18 protein-coding genes and 2 pseudogenes are annotated in these 15,401 nt (G+C 63.3%); 14 read left to right on the top strand and 6 right to left on the bottom strand.

Features of this window, described 5'->3' with window-relative positions:
• The first annotated feature begins 41 nt into the window (after positions 1 to 41).
• From FOM02_RS33740 to FOM02_RS33730, 3 genes are read left to right on the top strand one after another with little or no spacing between them, the layout of a single operon-like run.
• Complete coding sequence (locus FOM02_RS33740; RefSeq protein WP_265440626.1) at positions 42 to 1,352, top strand: Nramp family divalent metal transporter; 1,311 nt, start codon at positions 42 to 44, stop codon at positions 1,350 to 1,352.
• Between the two features lie 22 nt (positions 1,353 to 1,374).
• Entirely contained in the window at positions 1,375 to 1,713 is a 339-nt protein-coding gene (locus FOM02_RS33735) for a DUF3147 family protein (RefSeq protein WP_166818743.1), read from the top strand.
• Between the two features lie 5 nt (positions 1,714 to 1,718).
• Complete coding sequence (locus FOM02_RS33730; protein ID WP_027561376.1) at positions 1,719 to 2,156, top strand: DUF3147 family protein; 438 nt, start codon at positions 1,719 to 1,721, stop codon at positions 2,154 to 2,156.
• On the opposite strand, the gene FOM02_RS33725 is transcribed toward FOM02_RS33730, so the two are convergent.
• From FOM02_RS33725 to FOM02_RS33715, 3 genes are all read right to left on the bottom strand, one after another.
• Entirely contained in the window at positions 2,146 to 2,316 is a 171-nt protein-coding gene (locus tag FOM02_RS33725) for a DUF2934 domain-containing protein (protein ID WP_084334582.1), read from the bottom strand. The two genes, FOM02_RS33730 and FOM02_RS33725, sit on opposite strands and share 11 nt — an antisense overlap.
• A 435-nt stretch (positions 2,317 to 2,751) precedes the next feature.
• The gene (locus FOM02_RS33720; protein ID WP_265440625.1) at positions 2,752 to 3,162 is read right to left on the bottom strand and encodes a gamma-glutamylcyclotransferase family protein; all 411 of its coding nucleotides are present in this window, start codon (positions 3,160 to 3,162) and stop codon (positions 2,752 to 2,754) included.
• A 77-nt stretch (positions 3,163 to 3,239) separates the two neighbouring features.
• Positions 3,240 to 3,398 carry a hypothetical protein gene (locus FOM02_RS33715; protein ID WP_265440624.1) on the bottom strand — a complete coding sequence of 53 codons (159 nt, stop codon included), beginning with the start codon at positions 3,396 to 3,398 and terminating at the stop codon, positions 3,240 to 3,242.
• Positions 3,399 to 3,516: 118 nt separating this feature from the next.
• Between FOM02_RS33715 and FOM02_RS33710 the strand changes: the two genes are divergently transcribed.
• Both FOM02_RS33710 and FOM02_RS33705 read left to right on the top strand, forming a co-directional pair.
• Positions 3,517 to 3,714 carry a hypothetical protein gene (locus FOM02_RS33710; RefSeq protein ID WP_265440623.1) on the top strand — a complete coding sequence of 66 codons (198 nt, stop codon included), beginning with the start codon at positions 3,517 to 3,519 and terminating at the stop codon, positions 3,712 to 3,714.
• A 379-nt stretch (positions 3,715 to 4,093) separates the two neighbouring features.
• Positions 4,094 to 4,459: a response regulator gene (locus FOM02_RS33705; RefSeq protein WP_265440622.1), complete on the top strand. Its 366-nt coding sequence runs from the start codon at positions 4,094 to 4,096 to the stop codon at positions 4,457 to 4,459.
• Here the strand turns inward: FOM02_RS33705 and FOM02_RS33700 are convergent.
• Positions 4,456 to 5,544, bottom strand: a pseudogene (locus FOM02_RS33700) (ROK family protein). The gene FOM02_RS33705 and the pseudogene FOM02_RS33700 sit on opposite strands and share 4 nt — an antisense overlap.
• A gap of 599 nt (positions 5,545 to 6,143) precedes the next feature.
• Here FOM02_RS33700 and FOM02_RS33695 point away from each other — a divergent pair.
• The 4 genes from FOM02_RS33695 to FOM02_RS33680 all read left to right on the top strand — a co-directional run bounded on the left by FOM02_RS33695 (position 6,144) and on the right by FOM02_RS33680 (position 9,564).
• Positions 6,144 to 6,755: a sensor histidine kinase gene (locus FOM02_RS33695; protein ID WP_265440621.1), complete on the top strand. Its 612-nt coding sequence runs from the start codon at positions 6,144 to 6,146 to the stop codon at positions 6,753 to 6,755.
• A 214-nt stretch (positions 6,756 to 6,969) separates the two neighbouring features.
• Positions 6,970 to 8,121 (top strand): YihY/virulence factor BrkB family protein, encoded by a 1,152-nt coding sequence (locus FOM02_RS33690; RefSeq protein WP_265440620.1) that lies wholly within the window; start codon positions 6,970 to 6,972, stop codon positions 8,119 to 8,121.
• A gap of 418 nt (positions 8,122 to 8,539) precedes the next feature.
• A complete protein-coding gene (locus FOM02_RS47320; RefSeq protein WP_416207729.1) occupies positions 8,540 to 8,749 on the top strand; it encodes a hypothetical protein in 210 nt (69 codons plus the stop codon).
• Between the two features lie 512 nt (positions 8,750 to 9,261).
• The gene (locus FOM02_RS33680) at positions 9,262 to 9,564 is read left to right on the top strand and encodes a hypothetical protein (RefSeq protein ID WP_027561382.1); all 303 of its coding nucleotides are present in this window, start codon (positions 9,262 to 9,264) and stop codon (positions 9,562 to 9,564) included.
• 16 nt (positions 9,565 to 9,580) lie between these two features.
• Here FOM02_RS33680 and FOM02_RS33675 read toward each other — a convergent pair whose 3' ends face one another.
• On the bottom strand, positions 9,581 to 10,051 hold the full coding sequence (locus tag FOM02_RS33675) for an SRPBCC domain-containing protein (RefSeq protein WP_027561383.1): 471 nt from the start codon (positions 10,049 to 10,051) through the stop codon (positions 9,581 to 9,583).
• 123 nt (positions 10,052 to 10,174) lie between these two features.
• Here FOM02_RS33675 and FOM02_RS33670 point away from each other — a divergent pair, with 123 nt between their 5' ends.
• Positions 10,175 to 10,408, top strand: coding sequence for a hypothetical protein (locus tag FOM02_RS33670; protein ID WP_027561384.1), 234 nt, complete (start codon positions 10,175 to 10,177; stop codon positions 10,406 to 10,408).
• 10 nt (positions 10,409 to 10,418) lie between these two features.
• Here FOM02_RS33670 and FOM02_RS33665 read toward each other — a convergent pair whose 3' ends face one another.
• Positions 10,419 to 11,378, bottom strand: a complete 960-nt coding sequence (locus FOM02_RS33665; RefSeq protein WP_027561385.1) for a helix-turn-helix transcriptional regulator — start codon at positions 11,376 to 11,378, stop codon at positions 10,419 to 10,421.
• A gap of 293 nt (positions 11,379 to 11,671) precedes the next feature.
• Here FOM02_RS33665 and FOM02_RS33660 point away from each other — a divergent pair, with 293 nt between their 5' ends.
• The 4 genes and pseudogenes from FOM02_RS33660 (at position 11,672) to FOM02_RS33645 (ending at position 15,319) form a co-directional block, all read left to right on the top strand.
• Positions 11,672 to 11,914 carry a hypothetical protein gene (locus FOM02_RS33660; RefSeq protein WP_027561386.1) on the top strand — a complete coding sequence of 81 codons (243 nt, stop codon included), beginning with the start codon at positions 11,672 to 11,674 and terminating at the stop codon, positions 11,912 to 11,914.
• 26 nt (positions 11,915 to 11,940) lie between these two features.
• Complete coding sequence (locus FOM02_RS33655) at positions 11,941 to 12,189, top strand: GCG_CRPN prefix-to-repeats domain-containing protein (protein WP_027561387.1); 249 nt, start codon at positions 11,941 to 11,943, stop codon at positions 12,187 to 12,189.
• A gap of 239 nt (positions 12,190 to 12,428) precedes the next feature.
• Positions 12,429 to 12,800 (top strand): annotated as a pseudogene (locus tag FOM02_RS47315) (phospholipase effector Tle1 domain-containing protein); the annotation flags it as partial.
• A 140-nt stretch (positions 12,801 to 12,940) separates the two neighbouring features.
• The gene (locus tag FOM02_RS33645; RefSeq protein ID WP_265440619.1) at positions 12,941 to 15,319 is read left to right on the top strand and encodes a T6SS phospholipase effector Tle1-like catalytic domain-containing protein; all 2,379 of its coding nucleotides are present in this window, start codon (positions 12,941 to 12,943) and stop codon (positions 15,317 to 15,319) included.
• Positions 15,320 to 15,401 lie beyond the last annotated feature (82 nt).

Here is a 15,401-nt window from a genome sequence, read left to right as displayed (position 1 = left end):
TGGCAAACGGGACGCTGCGCAGCCCTGATCCCGAGGAGCACATGGCAAAAGCCGAGGCCAAAACGCCGGATGACAAAAAGCCGGATGAGAAGAATGGCCTTCTGAAACGGCTCGGTCCTGGACTGATTACGGGCGCATCGGACGATGATCCTTCCGGCATCGGCACCTACAGCCAGGCCGGCGCGCAGCTCGGTTTTGGCATCGGCTGGACGATGCTTCTCAGCTATCCATTAATGGTAGCGATCCAGGAGATTTCGGGCCGGATCGGAAGGGTGACCGGTCACGGCATCGCCGGCAATGTCTGCCGCAATTATCCCAGCTGGGTGATCTGGTCGCTCGTCGGTCTTCTCTTTGTCGCCAACACGATCAATGTTGCGGCCGATCTCGGCGCCATGGCGGATGCCGCGAAGCTGGTGATTGGCGGCTCGGCGATCATCTATGTCGTTGCCTTTGCGGTCGTCTCGGTACTGGCGCAGATCTTCATCGCCTACAAGCGCTATGTCGCGATCCTCAAATGGCTGACGCTGGTGCTTTTTGCCTATGTGGTTGCGCTGGCGGTCGTCAAAGTGCCCTGGCCTGACGCGCTCAAGGGACTGTTCATCCCGAAGGTCGAATGGAGCGGCGCCTTTCTGACGACGCTGGTCGCCATCCTCGGCACCACGATCTCGCCGTACCTGTTTATCTGGCAATCCTCGCAGGAAGCCGAGGAACAGCGCATTCATCCCGACAAGAAACCGCTCAAGGAGGACGCGCGTACCGAAGAGCGCGAGCTCTGGCGCATTCGGCTCGACACGATGATTGGCATGGCCTTCTCGAACATAATTGCGATCGCGATCATCATCACGACGGCCGCCACGCTGCATCAGCAGGGGGTGACCGATGTGCAGTCATCGGCGCAGGCGGCCGCCGCCTTGAAGCCAATTGCGGGGCCGCTGGCCGAACTGGTTTTTGCGCTCGGCATCATTGGCACGGGTTTGCTCGCCGTGCCGGTGCTGGCCGGATCGACCGCCTACGCCATCGGCGAAGGCCGCAAATGGCCGGTTGGTCTCGCGCGCAAACCGAAGCAAGCGGTGGCTTTCTATTCGGTGCTTGCCCTCTCGGTCGGCCTCGGTGTTGCGCTCAATTTCACGCCCATCGATCCAATCAAGGCGCTCTACTGGAGCGCGGTCATCAATGGCGTGCTGGCGGCGCCGGTGATGACCATGCTGATGCTGCTGGTCAGGCGCCGTGACGTGATGGGCAAGCTTGTCGTCGAAGGCTGGCTGTACTGGCTCGGCTGGGCGTCAACAGCCGCGATGGCTCTTTGCATCGTCGGCATGGCCGCCAGCATGCTGATGCCGACAACGTCCTAAAAGCGAGAAGCAAGGAGCCGTCGTGGATTACGCATTGCGATTCATCATCGGCGGCCTTGTGGTCTCACTGTTCGCGGTCATAGGCGACGTGCTGCGGCCCAAGAGTTTCGCGGGATTGTTCGGCGCCGCGCCCTCGGTGGCGCTTGCCACGCTCGGCCTCGCTTTCTGGAAGCATGGCGGCGACTATGTTGCGATCGAAGCTCGCTCGATGATCCTCGGTTCGGTTGCGCTGGCCGCCTACAGCATGGTTGTTTGCCAGTTGCTGATGCGGGCCGACTGGTCGGCGCTCAAATCCACTCTCGCGGCTCTCGTGGTCTGGATCGTGATGGCGGCAGGCCTCAAGCAAGCCCTCATCGGGTAACGGTCATGGCGGTACATTTTAAGTTTTCCGCGCTCAAGCAGGGACGACCTTATGAATATGTCGCGCGCTTCGCCCTCGGCGGGTTCGCGACTGTCGTTGCCGGTCTCGTGGCGGACTTGGAAGGGTCCGAGGCCGGCGGGCTGATGCTGGCCTTTCCGGCGATTTTCTGCGCCAGTGCGACCTTGATCGAAAAGCATGAACGCGAGCGCAAGCAACAAAAGGGCCTGCGGGGCGAGCAGCGCGGCAAGGGCGCCGCCGCGCTTGATGCCGCCGGAGCTGGCTGGGGCAGCATCGGCATGGCCGGATTCGCGCTGGTGATCTGGTGGCAGGCACCTCGTCTCAATCCGGCGCTCTGCCTGGCTGCCGCGTCGTTGACCTGGTTCGCCGTCGCGGTGTGCATGTGGAGAATACGGCGTGCGTTGCCAAAGCCTCCTACTCAGTAAAGGTACCAGACTTCTCGTCCGCATTGAGCGCCGGATCGGACCGCGTCAGCTCGCGCTCGGCTTCGAACCAAAACCGATCCTGCTGCCCTTCAGGCTCGCCCGCCGCTTGCCACAGCAAGTGAGCGCGCTCGCGTATCTGCTCGTCCGTCGGCTTTGCCATGCTGTCCTCCCACCATTGGATTGTGCAGGCGCAACGCGATCGTCGGTTGCCGGTTCCAACTTAACCGCCGTTTAAGCGTCCATTCAATCTGGGCGGATTAGCGTCTCCCATCTATTGTATCGACTTGGCCCGATCTCTCGGCACCTCCGTGCGCACATAGCGAGAAGCTCGGGGATGCGCTTGCACGACTACATACGCCAGAAAAGGCTACTGGCCGTGCAGCGCACGCCTCCTGCGAGGTGACGCCTAGCGTCAAGGCTGTCGCGAAAATGGCTTCTGGCATCTCGGTGACTTTTCGCGCGCCTATCGGACACTATTCGGCGAACTGCCATCGCAGTCATGATCGCTCGCCGCGCGCGGAGAAGTGCGGATCTATCCTCAAAACACCCTGCCGCGTGCGACGATTGTTGCGCATCGTAAACGCATCGTCTGATCTTATCGTCGCCATGGAGCGACAAATCGGTCGTCCTCGTAAATTTCAAGGAGATCGCTGTGATATGCCCCCTCGGCGAGATCGCGCGATTTCATATAGGCGAAGGCCATGACTATTTGGCCGAAACTAACTGGGACGACCTCTATGGCGATGCGGAAGTTGCCTGGCTTGCCGAGCGATTCCAGCCTGTCAAGCTTCTGAAGCCGGTGCGCATCAATGCGATACACCTCGCCGGTGATCCAATGTCCGCAACCAGGTTCATTGAACATCAATGGCGCGAACCACGGTCCGGCAATGACGAGCGGAAAACGCTCGACCGTTCGGTACTCGCCGAGCAGCAAGGCCCCATCGAGACCGCATTTGTGAAGAGGCCGCCCTCTTTTTAGCGTTCCGAACACGAAAACATGCGGCATGGCACTCGCTCGTCACGCGCGTTTCTAAGCCGACTTGCGCTCCGTCGTTTCACGAATGGCATTGCGGGCGACAATCATCAAGCCTTCGATTGTGGTGTTGCCCTTGCGCGCGCTGTGATGAGCTTCTGGGCAATCGCTTTTCGGAAAATGTGATCTCCGCCGTGCGGCAGGTCGCGGCAGGCGCCTTCGAGCACGGCGTCGAGGGCGGCCTTGGTGCGTCGATCGAGTTGTTTCATTGGATATTCCCCCGGCGGGAGAGCCAAAAATCTAGGTCCAATTGCCTACCAATCCCAGAGGAACCTCGATGTTCCTAAATCGTTGGGGGGCCGGAAATTGGAAATTGGAGATTCAGTCGTGCCCGGCAAACGTAACCGGAAGCGGCCTGCAGGCTCGCTGCAAGAGCGTCTCTTAGCGATGGCCGAGCTGGCCAGACGGCGAGCTGAAGAGATTCCTGAAGGCGAAGAACGCAAGAAGCTGTTGCAGAAGGCCGAACTGACTGAGCGCTCGGCCGAGATTGAGGCCTGGTTAGCTCCCACGGCGTCATCGAAGTAGGCGGCGTAGCTGACTACGCGAACCCAGAGGCGCGAAACGAACCTCCGACCTCCGAGCCTGGCCGCCGACTTTTCCCCGCCTCCTTCGCAGGCTGGGCGCCTTCGCCGCCGCAACCTCCTGATCCACGCTTCGCCGCAACGCCATCGTCGGAACGGCACGTGTGAGGTCGACCTGCGCCGCCTCATACTGGTCCTCGAACTCGACGGGTTCGAAGCGCCGGGCCTTCTGAGTCAGGAGGTCGTCGTAGCCTTCGAAATACGGTCGATCACGCGCGGCACCGACAGCTGCCGGACCTCCCCAAAAGTATCTTAGGTTAATTCGGAACAGCCCCAGGCCTGGACAGTTTCGAAAAAAGGAATGATGCAATTGAGGTTCTACGTTGCGAGTACTCGTCGTCGAGGACGACCCCCTGATCCGCGAGTTCGTGGTCGAAGCTCTTCGCGAAGAAGGCTTCGAAGTAATCCACGCCGCGAACGGTGAACAGGCGCTCATATGGTGCAGACGGAAGGTCGCGGACGTCTTGGTTACCGACATCAAGCTCCCAGGCAATGTTGACGAATGGCAGATCGCGGTGCGCTGCCGTGAACACGACCCCGACCTTCCGGTGATCTACGCGACGGGCTTCTCGCCCGTGGCACCCCGTCCGGTCCCCGGCAGCCGGGTGCTGCAGAAGCCATATCATCCGGATCAGATCGTCGAGGCTATCCGGGAAGTGACGTCCGGACGGGCGCCACCGAGCGCCTAGCTCTTGCCATTGCCCCGGTTGGTGAAGCGGGCGTTGCCCAGGCCAGTGCCGATGGTCAACACGCCCCAGCGCTTGACGTCCTGCATGAACGGCATCTCGGACAAACCCTGTACGACGCCGTCGTTGTGCACGACAATGGCGGTGTCATGCTCGCCAATCTGTGGGATCCGTTCGACCAGGCTGGCCGGCAGGTTGAACTTGCTGCTCTCTCAATGGCCCGGCAGGTTCTGGGCGCCCTTCTCGATCGAGCCATCGCTCTTGATGACGCCGGGACCCGCGATTCCGATGAAGGGCGCTAGGTTGAGTCCTTCCTTACCCGCCTTCGCGATCAGGTCCTTGAGCATTCTCACCAGACGCTTCACGGCCTGCTCGCGGCTCGGATCGTCATCGGCATGCTTCCAGAGCTCGGACTTCCAGACGCAGGCCTTTGCCAGGTCGGATGACTTCTTGCCTCGCGTCTCCACGACGCCAGCGCGAATGTTGGTGCCGCCGATGTCGACGGCGAGGATGGAATCGTGGCTCTCGAAGATCCAGGACGGCGCAAGATGCAGGGCGCCCACGAGGCCAGCATCGTCCGGGTGGTTGCGAATCGGCACCATCTCGATCTTGAAATCTTCGGCCTTTAGGATGATCTCGGTGCGAGCGATGGCGAGTTCGCCGAGCCGGCTGTCGCGGAAGCCGCCCCCGACGACGATGCGCTCCGTCTTCTCCCAGGCCTTGGACTTGAGAAAGCGACGCGTGATGTAGGCGAGCTCCTGCGCGAACTCCTCGATCGCGCTGTGCAGCACCGCTGACGCTTCGGTGTCGCCGCCCACGAGAATCGCATCGAGCACCTTCTTGCTGATGCTTTCGGACGGCTCCTTGCCTTCGCCGGTCTTGCGCAAAGGCTTGCGCCACTTCTCGAGGATGTCGCGGAAGGCGCCCTTGCTGGCGCGGTCGCCGATAAATCCTTCGTCGTCCTTTAATTCGATGTTGAAGCTGTCGATCTCCACCGACGGAAGGCGCGAGGCGCCGTGGGCGGCTATGCCGGTGGTGGTGATGACTTCGTCGGTCAATTCTGCCCCTCCGCGCCGCGTTTGGCGCATGCTCATCAACCCGAGGGGCAATGCGCGGTTCCAAGCCCGGCTTTGCGGGACAAAGGTTCCCGGCCGACTCGTCGACCTCCCTGAGGATGCCGTCGTCAACCTAGCCGGCGGGCAACGATTTGCACTCGGAGCGAGGCCTCGAAGAAATCTGCTAGTCCGTTCTTCCGGACAGCGGCAGGATATCAGCCACAGTCTGGCCCTTTCGAGTGAACCTTTATGAGGTCGCAAATTCAGTCGATCGCGACGGTGTTCATCACCGACCAACTCGCCGACCGAAAGGCGGACGCGCCCGACTTCCTGCGCGAGAGGCTCGCCATCCAAAACCTCGCTGCGGTGATGTCCGATCGTGGACGAGGTTTTGCCGCGCCTCGTGAAGATCGGCATGGAGATCTGCGGTGCGCATGCCGCCGGCATCAGTATCCTTGAACCTGAGGCCGGCCAATTCCGCTGGCACGCCTTGCGGGAGAACTGGCCATGTTCGCGGGCACGACGACCCCACGCAATTCCAGTCCTTGCGGCGATTGCCTCGATCTGGCCGAACCCATCCTCATGGAGCGCCCCGAGCGGCCTACGACTGGATCTATGATGCTGGCATCACGGTGCCCGAAGTCCTGCTCGTCCCCCTGACTGTGAAGGACTCCGACGCGATCGGGACGCTTTGGCTGGTCGCCGCCGATGCAGGCCACTTCAACAAGGAGCACGCGCGGGTAACGGCCGAGCTGTCGGCCTTCACCGGCATGGCCCTGCGCACGGTCCAGACCAAGCAACGGCTCAAGCTCGTCCTGCAGCAGCAGGAAACTCTGATGCGCGAGATGAGCCATCGCATCAAGAACCACTTCAGCGTCGCCGACAGCATGGTCCGGATGACGGCCCGCAACGCAGCGACGAAGGAAGAACTCGCCGAAACCCTGTCCGGACGCTTGCATGCTTTGGCCCAGGCCAATGGTCTGATCCGCCGATCCTTCGGCCCCGACGTGGCTGCCGTTGCGAGCTTCTCCGATCTCATCCAGCGGATCCTCCGATCGCACGAAAGGGAGCCCGCCGTCCTGGAAGGGCCGCCGCTCGCGATAGGAGAGCAGGCCGCGAACCATCTCGCCCTGATCTTCCACGAGCTCGCGACTAACGCGGCCAAGTACGGCTCCTTGAGCCGCGAGGGCGGCCGCGTCGCCGTCACCTGGTCGACGGAGGATGAACGGGTCCGCATAGTATGAACCGAAGATGGCGCGAGCGACCTGCTGCGACCGGCTTTGGCACGAAGCTTGTCGAGACGACGATCGAAAGGGTCGGCGGCGAGATCGAGCGCGACTGGCTGAAGCGTGGCCTTTGCGTCCGGATTACGCTACCGCTCGGCGCGTTGCGAGGCTGACGGAGCCCCGAGCAGGAACCGGCTCCTTCCGCGGCGATTGAAGTCCGCGGAGGAGATCGATGGCCGAACTCGGAAAAACTCGCGCAGGAAGATCGCCGAACGAAAAATGGAGTTTCGCCGCAGCGCTTGGGCTGTTGGCCGTCGCCTTCCTGTGGGATCGGCTTGCCCCGCCCGATCGCGTCGCGCCCCTCGAACACGATCACGACTTCCCCGAAAATCGAGAGGCCAATCGGGACGCCTCGCCCAACGAGATGTCGACCGAAGTTGGAGATCGCGGACGACATGCGACTTCGCCCGTCGAGATCCCGGCGAGAGGGTGGAAGGACATCCTGTGGCGCGTCTACGGCAACATCGGCAAGCATCGCATTCTCGCGCTCGCTGCCGGCATGACCTACTACAGCCTTCTAGCGATCTTTCCCGCGATCGCCGCACTCGTCGCCATCTACGGATTCTTTTCCGATCCCGGCAGCATCGCCAAGCATCTCGACGACGTGTCCGGCTTCATTCCCGGCGGGGCCGTGGATGTGGCGCGCGAGCAGCTAACGCGCGTCGCCACCAAGGGCGACCGGACCCTCGGCTTCACTTTCGCTATCGGCCTCGCCATCTCTCTCTGGAGCGCCAACGCCGCCATGAAGTCGCTGTTTGACACCCTGAACATCGTCTATGGCGAGGAGGAAAAGCGCGGGTTGGTGAAGCTGAACGCGATCTCGCTCGGATTCACCGTCGGCGCAATCGCATTCGTGTTGGCAGCGCTGGGCGCCGTCGTCGTCGTCCCCGTGGTGCTGCAGTACGTAGGATTGTCGAATGCGACGGACCTTCTCGTCCGGATCGGACGCTGGCCGGCCCTTTTCGTCGCTCTGGCCCTTGCGCTGGCCTGCATCTACCGGTTCGGCCCGAGCCGCGAGGCGCCGCGGTGGACCTGGATCACCTGGGGCAGCGCCGCCGCCACCATCCTCTGGCTTGCGGCCTCCGCGATCTTTTCTTTCTACGCAGCCAATTTCGGCACCTTCAACGCCACCTACGGGTCCTTAGGCGCGGTGATAGGATTTATGACTTGGCTCTGGATCTCGGCCATCGTGATCCTCCTGGGTGCCGAGCTCAACGCGGAGATGGAGCACCAGACGGCACGCGACACGACGACGGGAGAGCCTAAGCCGCTCGGCGTCAGAGGCGCGAAGATGGCGGACACCGTCGGGACCGCCCGGTCGTGAAACCGCGCGCTCCACATCTACCTGGACCGGTTCGCCACCAGGCGAATGCGTAAACACGCGCGCTACGGAGCCCTGATCGTCGGGCCAAAAAGCTCGAGCGCGGCGACTGCGCTTCGGTTCCTCTCAGCAGAACCTCGGTGAGGATAAGTCGACGGACGAGGAGCTCAATACGATGGCCCTTCGCGTGAACGAGAAGGCAGCGTAGCCAGAAGCGACGAACTTTTGAAGCCGTCCGCACCGATGCGGGCGGCCTCTTCTCCGACGAATTCATGCCGCGCCGAGCGAATTCTCAAGTAGTTCCATTTCCAGAAGTGTGGACCTGCGAAGCAGCCATTCCCCATGGATTTGCCGCGGTCTTAGTGAGAGGCTACACAGCGCAAGGAACGCGAACGCAGGTTCTCGCCAGGACCCTATAGTCATGAAGCGCTCGCTCGCGGTATTGCTGGTCGAGGACGAGGTCCTAATAAGGATGAACTTGTCCGACATGCTCGACGAACTCGGTCATCGCGTGGCCGGTGAGGCTGGAGACATCGAGAGCGCCTCGTCCTTCCATGACGGCCGAGTACGACCTCGCCATCCTCGACATCAAATCTGCACGGCCGCTACGTGGATCCCGTGGCGGATCTGATAGCCCTTCGCCGCAAACCGTTCTTATTCGCGTCCGGCTACGGCCCCGAGGTTCTTCCGTCGCTACTCAAGGGACACCCGCTGCTTCGCAAGCCGGTCTCGCTGGACGAACCACGGCTCACGATCGACAAGATCTTCGAAGGTATGCCGCCATCCGGTCCGGTCACAGCTTAGGCACTCCCTCCCGGAGGACGGCGGCAGCCAGCGCGCCTCCTTTCGTGAAGCCACGCACTTATTTTTTTGCCAGCTAACTCACGTTGCTGGTATTTATGCTGGTATCGGTGGCAATTGATAACAAAAGTGACTTCAAATTCAATTAGTTATGGTACTAGGTGATTGTCGGCCAGGGGCACCACGCTTCGCCCTTCGCGTGGCGCAGCCATGCGAGAGCGAAGAGGCGTGTCAGGCGAAGCCCTTTGGCGAAGACGGACTGCCTCAACATCCCCTCCCTTCCAATTGTCACATCCCCACTGTATAAGCCGGTAGCTTCTTCCGTAACTCGAAGGAGCTCTTATGAACGACCTGCACGCGTGGCTTTCAGAGCAGCACCACGGCCTGCGCACCTTCCGGACATTCCAGCAGAAGCTCGAGACGCTCGGTCGCGACGACCCTGAGCAGCGCGGCCTGTGCCGCCTGTTGAGCAGCCTCGTCGGCAGCTATGTCGAGGCGTTTGACGAGGCTCCGCTGCCGGTCGAGGTCGCCGACGGCGCCTATCAGCGTCTGCTGACGCTGGTCGCAAGCATCGACCCGAACGCCGACGCCGACCGCCGGCTCGCCGACATCAACCGCGTGGCGGAGAGCCGGCTCTGGCAGTGACGGGAGCGCTTCCGCGTCAGCTCCCGCGCTCTTCCTCGACAGCGCGCTTCAGCATCGCGAGCGCGCTGCGCCAGTAGAAGGCTGCATGCTTCCAGCCCGAGTCCTCGCCAATCTCCCATCCGGGTCCTGAACGCGGAGGTGAAGGGGGCACCAGTTGGTCGACCGTCAGGATCGTCTCCGCGCCGTCGGCTCGGAGCGCCATGGTGATGGTCGACCAGGATTGAGGATGGTCCGGCAGACCGGAGACGCGGGACCAATAGGCGTAGCGAAGCAGCATCGGTGGCTCGACCGCGAGGATGCGGCCCTTGTCGCGATAACGCTTCGTCCCGATCACGGCCTCGATCTCGAACGGCGCGCCGATGCGCCAGTCTGTCTTGAAATGAGCGTTGCGCCATCTCTCGCCCGCCTGGGGATCGGTGAGCGCATCCCAAACACGTCCCGGCTTCTCCGCGATCCGGATCGATTCAGTCACCGTCTTGAAGGTCATTTCCAGGCTTTCCGGCTTGCACCGGCAGGCCGCGATGAGGACCATCCGCAGCAAGCCGTTCGACTTCGCCGCGCCGATACCTATATCCTACCGCAACGCGTAGCGATGCAGCGAGCAGCTCTGATGGCCAGGAGACGCACGACGGAAGCGGAGACCGACGACCTCCCCCGCTATTTCGTCTGGGTCCGGGGCCTCGAAGGCCCCGAGCCGCAGAAATGGATGGCGATGGACTTCGGCGTCGGCGACTGGAAGCGGCCGCTGGTGCTGGCCTATCTGGAGCTGCCGGAGGGCGAGCGGCATCTGTCTCTGTCGGTGCTGGCGCGGCACTATCCGCCGCCGAGGATGGATACGCTGTAAAAGGCGTACCTCACTTCCCCCGAGCCGCAGTCGGCGTCAGCCCGAACCGCCGGCGGAAGCAGCGGTTGAAATAAGAGAGATCGTTGAAGCCGCAGGCAAAGGCGATGTCGCTGATTCGGCCCTCGCGATGGGCGAGCAGGTCAGCGGCCTTGCGCAGGCGCAGTTCGGTGAGGCGGGTGGTGAAGCTGGCGCCGGCCTCGAACAAGAGCTCGTTGACGTAACGCTCGGAGAGGCCGGCGGCGGCCGCGAGCTTCTGCGCAGAAAAATCCGGCTCGTGGAAGCGCATGTTCAGGATCGACAGCACGGCCTTGAGCCGCACGGCGCGCAGACCCCGGCGTCGCGCGGCGATGGCAACGTCGCTGTGGGCGCCGAGGCCGATCGCGGCGAGATCGAGCAAATGGCCGGCGATCGCCATCCCGGCCTCGACCGCGGCGGCGGGATGATGGAGCAGGAGATCGCTGTAGTCCATCGCCAGCGACAGCGCGCCGCCGGGCTCGAGCTCGCGGCCGACCAGATCGTCGACATCGCAGACCATCGCGCGCAGCGTGTCGACCGGCAGATGCACGTTGGTGAAGCGCTTGTGGCTCGCGCCGTCGGCGGCGAAGAACGGCTCGTCGAGCTTGAGCAGCACCATCGACCCCGGCCGCATGGTGAATTCGCGGCCGCGATGGATCATCTGCGACGGGCGGTCTCCGCTGTTGCGCGCGAGGCAGAAACGGTCGTCGCCGGTCTCGATCACCTGTCGCTTGTCGCGCCGCACCGCGACGAAGCTGCCGTCGCAGCGGCCGAGCATGGTGGTGCCGATGTGGATCGAGTTCATGGTGGCGCGAAACGGCACGTCGGACGCAGGATCGAGCTCGCCGGTGTTGGAAAAATGCTCGAACAGCTCCGCGAAGCGGATGAAGCGCTGCCGGTCGGACAGGTCCTGAGGCAGCATGTCGGTCGAGAGCGCCTTCCTGATGACGGGCATCGAAAGAACTTTCGAAAAAGACTTTTGGGAAAAGGTCGTGCACGAAAGCGGCGCCAGCCTGTCAGGACCGGAATGAATGCCCGCTGAAGACCGGCGCGCGCACGCTATCAGCACGCCAACGTGAATCAAGCGGCGCCGGTCAGTCCAAGGCCCCACCCCTCCGGCGCCGGACAGTCCAAGACGGCCTGCGCAGATGGGCCCTATTCAGGCGGCGGATGCGGTATCCCCACACGATGACGGCATCCGGGCAAACGGGCGCCCCTGGCCTCGCGCCCGCTGGAGGAGACGACGACATGCGAACCTCTCTACCCCGCAGCCTCGTGCTCGGCGGCGCCATCGCGACCAGCCTCTGCATCGGTTATGCCCTGGGCGCGCAGCCGCACATGGACGAAGCCATTGCGATCCTGCAATCGGCCCGCGCCGAGCTCGGCAAGGCCGAGCCGAACAAGGGCGGCCATCGCGAGAAGGCGATGGGCTTGATCGACCAGGCGATCACCGAGGTGCGCGCGGGCATCGCCTTCGCCGCAAGCCATTGACGCAACGGCATTCGGGAGCACACCACATGATGCGCATCGTGTTTGCCGCAAGCCTCGCGCTCGGCGCGATCGCAGCTTCTGCTCAGGCCATGCCGCTCGCCCCGCTTGCCAGCGCCAATGGCGACGTGATCGCGGTCGCCGGCGGCTGCGGCAAGGGCTGGCACCGCGGCCCCTATGGCGGTTGCCTCAGAAACTACGCCAACCCCGCCGCGCATGCCTGCCCGCGCGGCTACCATATCGGTCCCGGCGGCGCGTGCCGCGGCAACGGTAGGTAACAGCCGGCCAGACGGCCGCCTCGCAAATCGGACTCAAAGCTCGGGCCCGCCCGGGCTTTTTTCTTTGCCGATTGTGGCGGAGTTCATAGACAACCGGGGCAGGACGCCGCCATCCTTTTTGCTCCCTCGGCGCGATTCCGGGTGAAATCCATTACTTCACGATGAAATCACGGATGAATTTGAAGGATGCCGCCCGAGCGGGCCCCTAAAGCATCCGCCTGAAATTTTCGGAGGAGCGCATGACGCACCAGGACGAGGCGCTGCAAGGCGGTCCTGCACGGCCGGACCATACGCACGATGATCCAAAGGTTGCGGCGAATGCACCCGACGCACCGGCGCCGCGCAAGCTGGTGCTGTTCGCCGACGGCACGGGCAACGCGTTCACCACCCAGGAATCCAGCGTCTGGCGGCTCTACGAAGCGCTCGACCACACCCAGCCGGATCAGATCGCACACTACATCAAGGGTGTCGGCACCGCCGGCTGGGCGCCGCTCGCCGCGCTCGACGGCGCCACCGGCATCGGCGTGCCCGGCAACGTCCGCAAGCTCTACCGCTTCCTGTGCTGGAATTGGCGCGAGGGCGACGAGATCTACATCTTCGGCTTCAGCCGCGGCGCCTTCACCGCCCGCACGCTGGCGGCCATGATCTCCAGTCAGGGCCTCATGCCTGCCGTGATCGACGACACGCCGGTGTCGCATGCTGAGATGGAGCGCAACGCCAAGGCGCCTGGCGCGAATATCGCCGGGACACCGTGCCCTGGACCAAGAGCCTGCCGACGATCTGGGTCACGCGCTGGATCCGCGACTTCCTGCTGTTCATCTATCACTGGCTCTGCGGACATCGCTCCTACGCCGAGGTGCGCAGCAAGATGGGCGTGCGCAAGGACGTCGAGATCGAATTCCTCGGACTGTTCGACACCGTCGAGGCGTTCGGCGTGCCGATCGAGGAGCTTCGCCTCGCCGTCGACTGGGCGATCTGGCCGATCTCGTTCCGCAATCATCGCCTGTCGCACAAGGTCAGGCAGGCCTGTCACGCGCTCGCTCTGGACGACGAGCGCACCACTTTCCATCCGCTGCGGATCGATCAGAGTCATCTGGGACGGGAGCAGATCGTCAAGGAAGTGTGGTTCGCGGGCGTTCATTCCGATATCGGCGGCGGCTATCCGGAATCCACGCTGTCCTTTGTCCCGCTGGTCTGGATGGTCGAGCAGCTCGGCGGCAGGCTGCGCTTCCAGGACGGCGAGATCGAGCATTTCCAGGACTATCAATCGGCGATCGGACCACGGCATGATTCACGCAGCGGCGCAGCGGTGCTGTACCGCTACGGGCCGCGCCCGATTTTGGCCGGCCGCGAGAATGGCGGGGAGCCAGTCGTGCATTTCGCCGTCATCGAGCGGATGTTGTTCGGCTGCGACGATTACGCGCCGATCATGCTTCCGGCGGATTGCCGCGTGCTGCTGCCGAACGACACGAAGCTCCCGGACGGAACGGTGCTGCCGGGCGGAACGAGACTTCCCGACGGGACGGTGCTACCGGACGGAACGAGACCTCCCGACGGAGCGGTCCTGCCGGCCGGAACGACGCTGCCGCTGCAGTCGAAGAAAACGGACGAGAGAGAAAAGGAGCTCGAGGAGCAGCTCGTCCGCGCACTCCTGAAGATCGCCTATCTGGCAAAGGCCACGGGCCCGCGACGCAAGCTAGAGGCCGAAGCCTTCATCACGATGAGCACGCCGGACCCCGGCATGTCGAGCCTGACGCGCGACACCGTGTGGTGGCGGCGCGTCGCCTATTTTTCACTGTTGTTCATGGTCGCCTTCATCGCCGTCTTTCCGTGGATTGCGCGCGGCCTAGTCGGCTCATCTGAGGACGGCGGCCTGAGGGACACCTGGTTCTTGAAGCGCGTCACCGACACCGACTGGCTGCTCAGCGCGGTCGTGGCGCCGCTCACCAATATCCTGAGACACGTGCTGCCGGCCTATGCGACGCCGTGGCTCGACATCGCGACCTATTATCCGGTCCTGACCTCGGCCGTGCTGCTGCTCACGCTCTGGGTGTGGAACAAGAACTCCGTGCTGCGCGACAACATCCAGGAGCGTGCGCGGCTCGCCTGGAATACGCCGCGCCGCAAGGCAAGCCGGGAACACATCACAACGTCCGGCCGCGCGCTCAGATTTGGCAACTGGATGCGCCACAATATGGGCTGGGCGCAAACCCTGTTTGCCAGGCGGCTCATGCCTATCGGCTTCCTGTTCATCATCTTCAGCTCGGCTTTGCTGATGGTATCCACCAGCTACTTCACCGGCCGTGTCGCGCTCGGCAGGGTCTGCTCAGCGCCGGAGGTCAAGACCGCGAGCGGCCCGCGCGTCGAACGCGGCAAGCCCGTGCTCGACGAGGCCTTGTCTGCGGGGAGCGTATTCGAGACCAGGGACTTCTGCTGGTGGAGCGGACTGGCCGTCGAGAAAGGCCGCAAATATCGCGTCTGGCTCGACATCGACGAGCCCTGGTTCGACCGCACCATCATGACCGGCGTGAACGGCTTCGGGACGGACCTCGCGCGTTACATCTTCCTGCCGATGCGCCGGCTCTACGGCGCCGACTGGTTCCAGCCGGTGGTGCGCATTGGCTCGAAAGGCATAAACGATATTCCGCTCACGGCCATCAATGTCGAGCCGGCGGACGTGCTGCCGCGCCGGAAGGACCCGACGCTTCCGGCGGAGGACGATCTGGAGAAGAGTCCCGACCACAGATATTGGGTCCGCGTCGAGGACGAGCTCGGCGACAACGATCCGCACCGCGCGAAGCTCAAGGCGCTGGACGGTTTTCTGCCGATCCAGGCCGACGACCTGCCGGTGGCCCGCGAGGTGTGGAAAAGGCAGAATCTGACCGGTCGTGTAGTCGCCGAGTTCGTCGCGCCGGATTCCGGCGAGCTCTTCTTCTACGTCAACGACGCCGTCCAGATCTTTCCGACCGTGCTGCCCTGCTGCTTCACGCCATGGTGGCTCGCGCCCTTCCAGGGGCGGACCGAGAAATTCTACGACAACAACAGCGGCACGGCGCGGATCAAGGTGCAGCGGCTTCCCGTGCCGCCACAGCCGCCTGAGAAGCCGGCGCAGACCGTGTCTGCCCGGTAGGAGCGACCTGGCTGTCGATGCCCCATGATTATGGGTGTCACGGCAAGTGGGCTGCGGATAAACTGGCTCGCGCCGCGGGGGA

The sequence above is a fragment of the Bradyrhizobium sp. SEMIA genome, assembly GCF_014844175.1.
Classification (GTDB): domain Bacteria; phylum Pseudomonadota; class Alphaproteobacteria; order Rhizobiales; family Xanthobacteraceae; genus Bradyrhizobium; species Bradyrhizobium arachidis.
The sequence above is the reverse complement of the archived record's forward strand: the minus strand, read 5'-3'. Positions and strand labels throughout refer to the sequence as shown.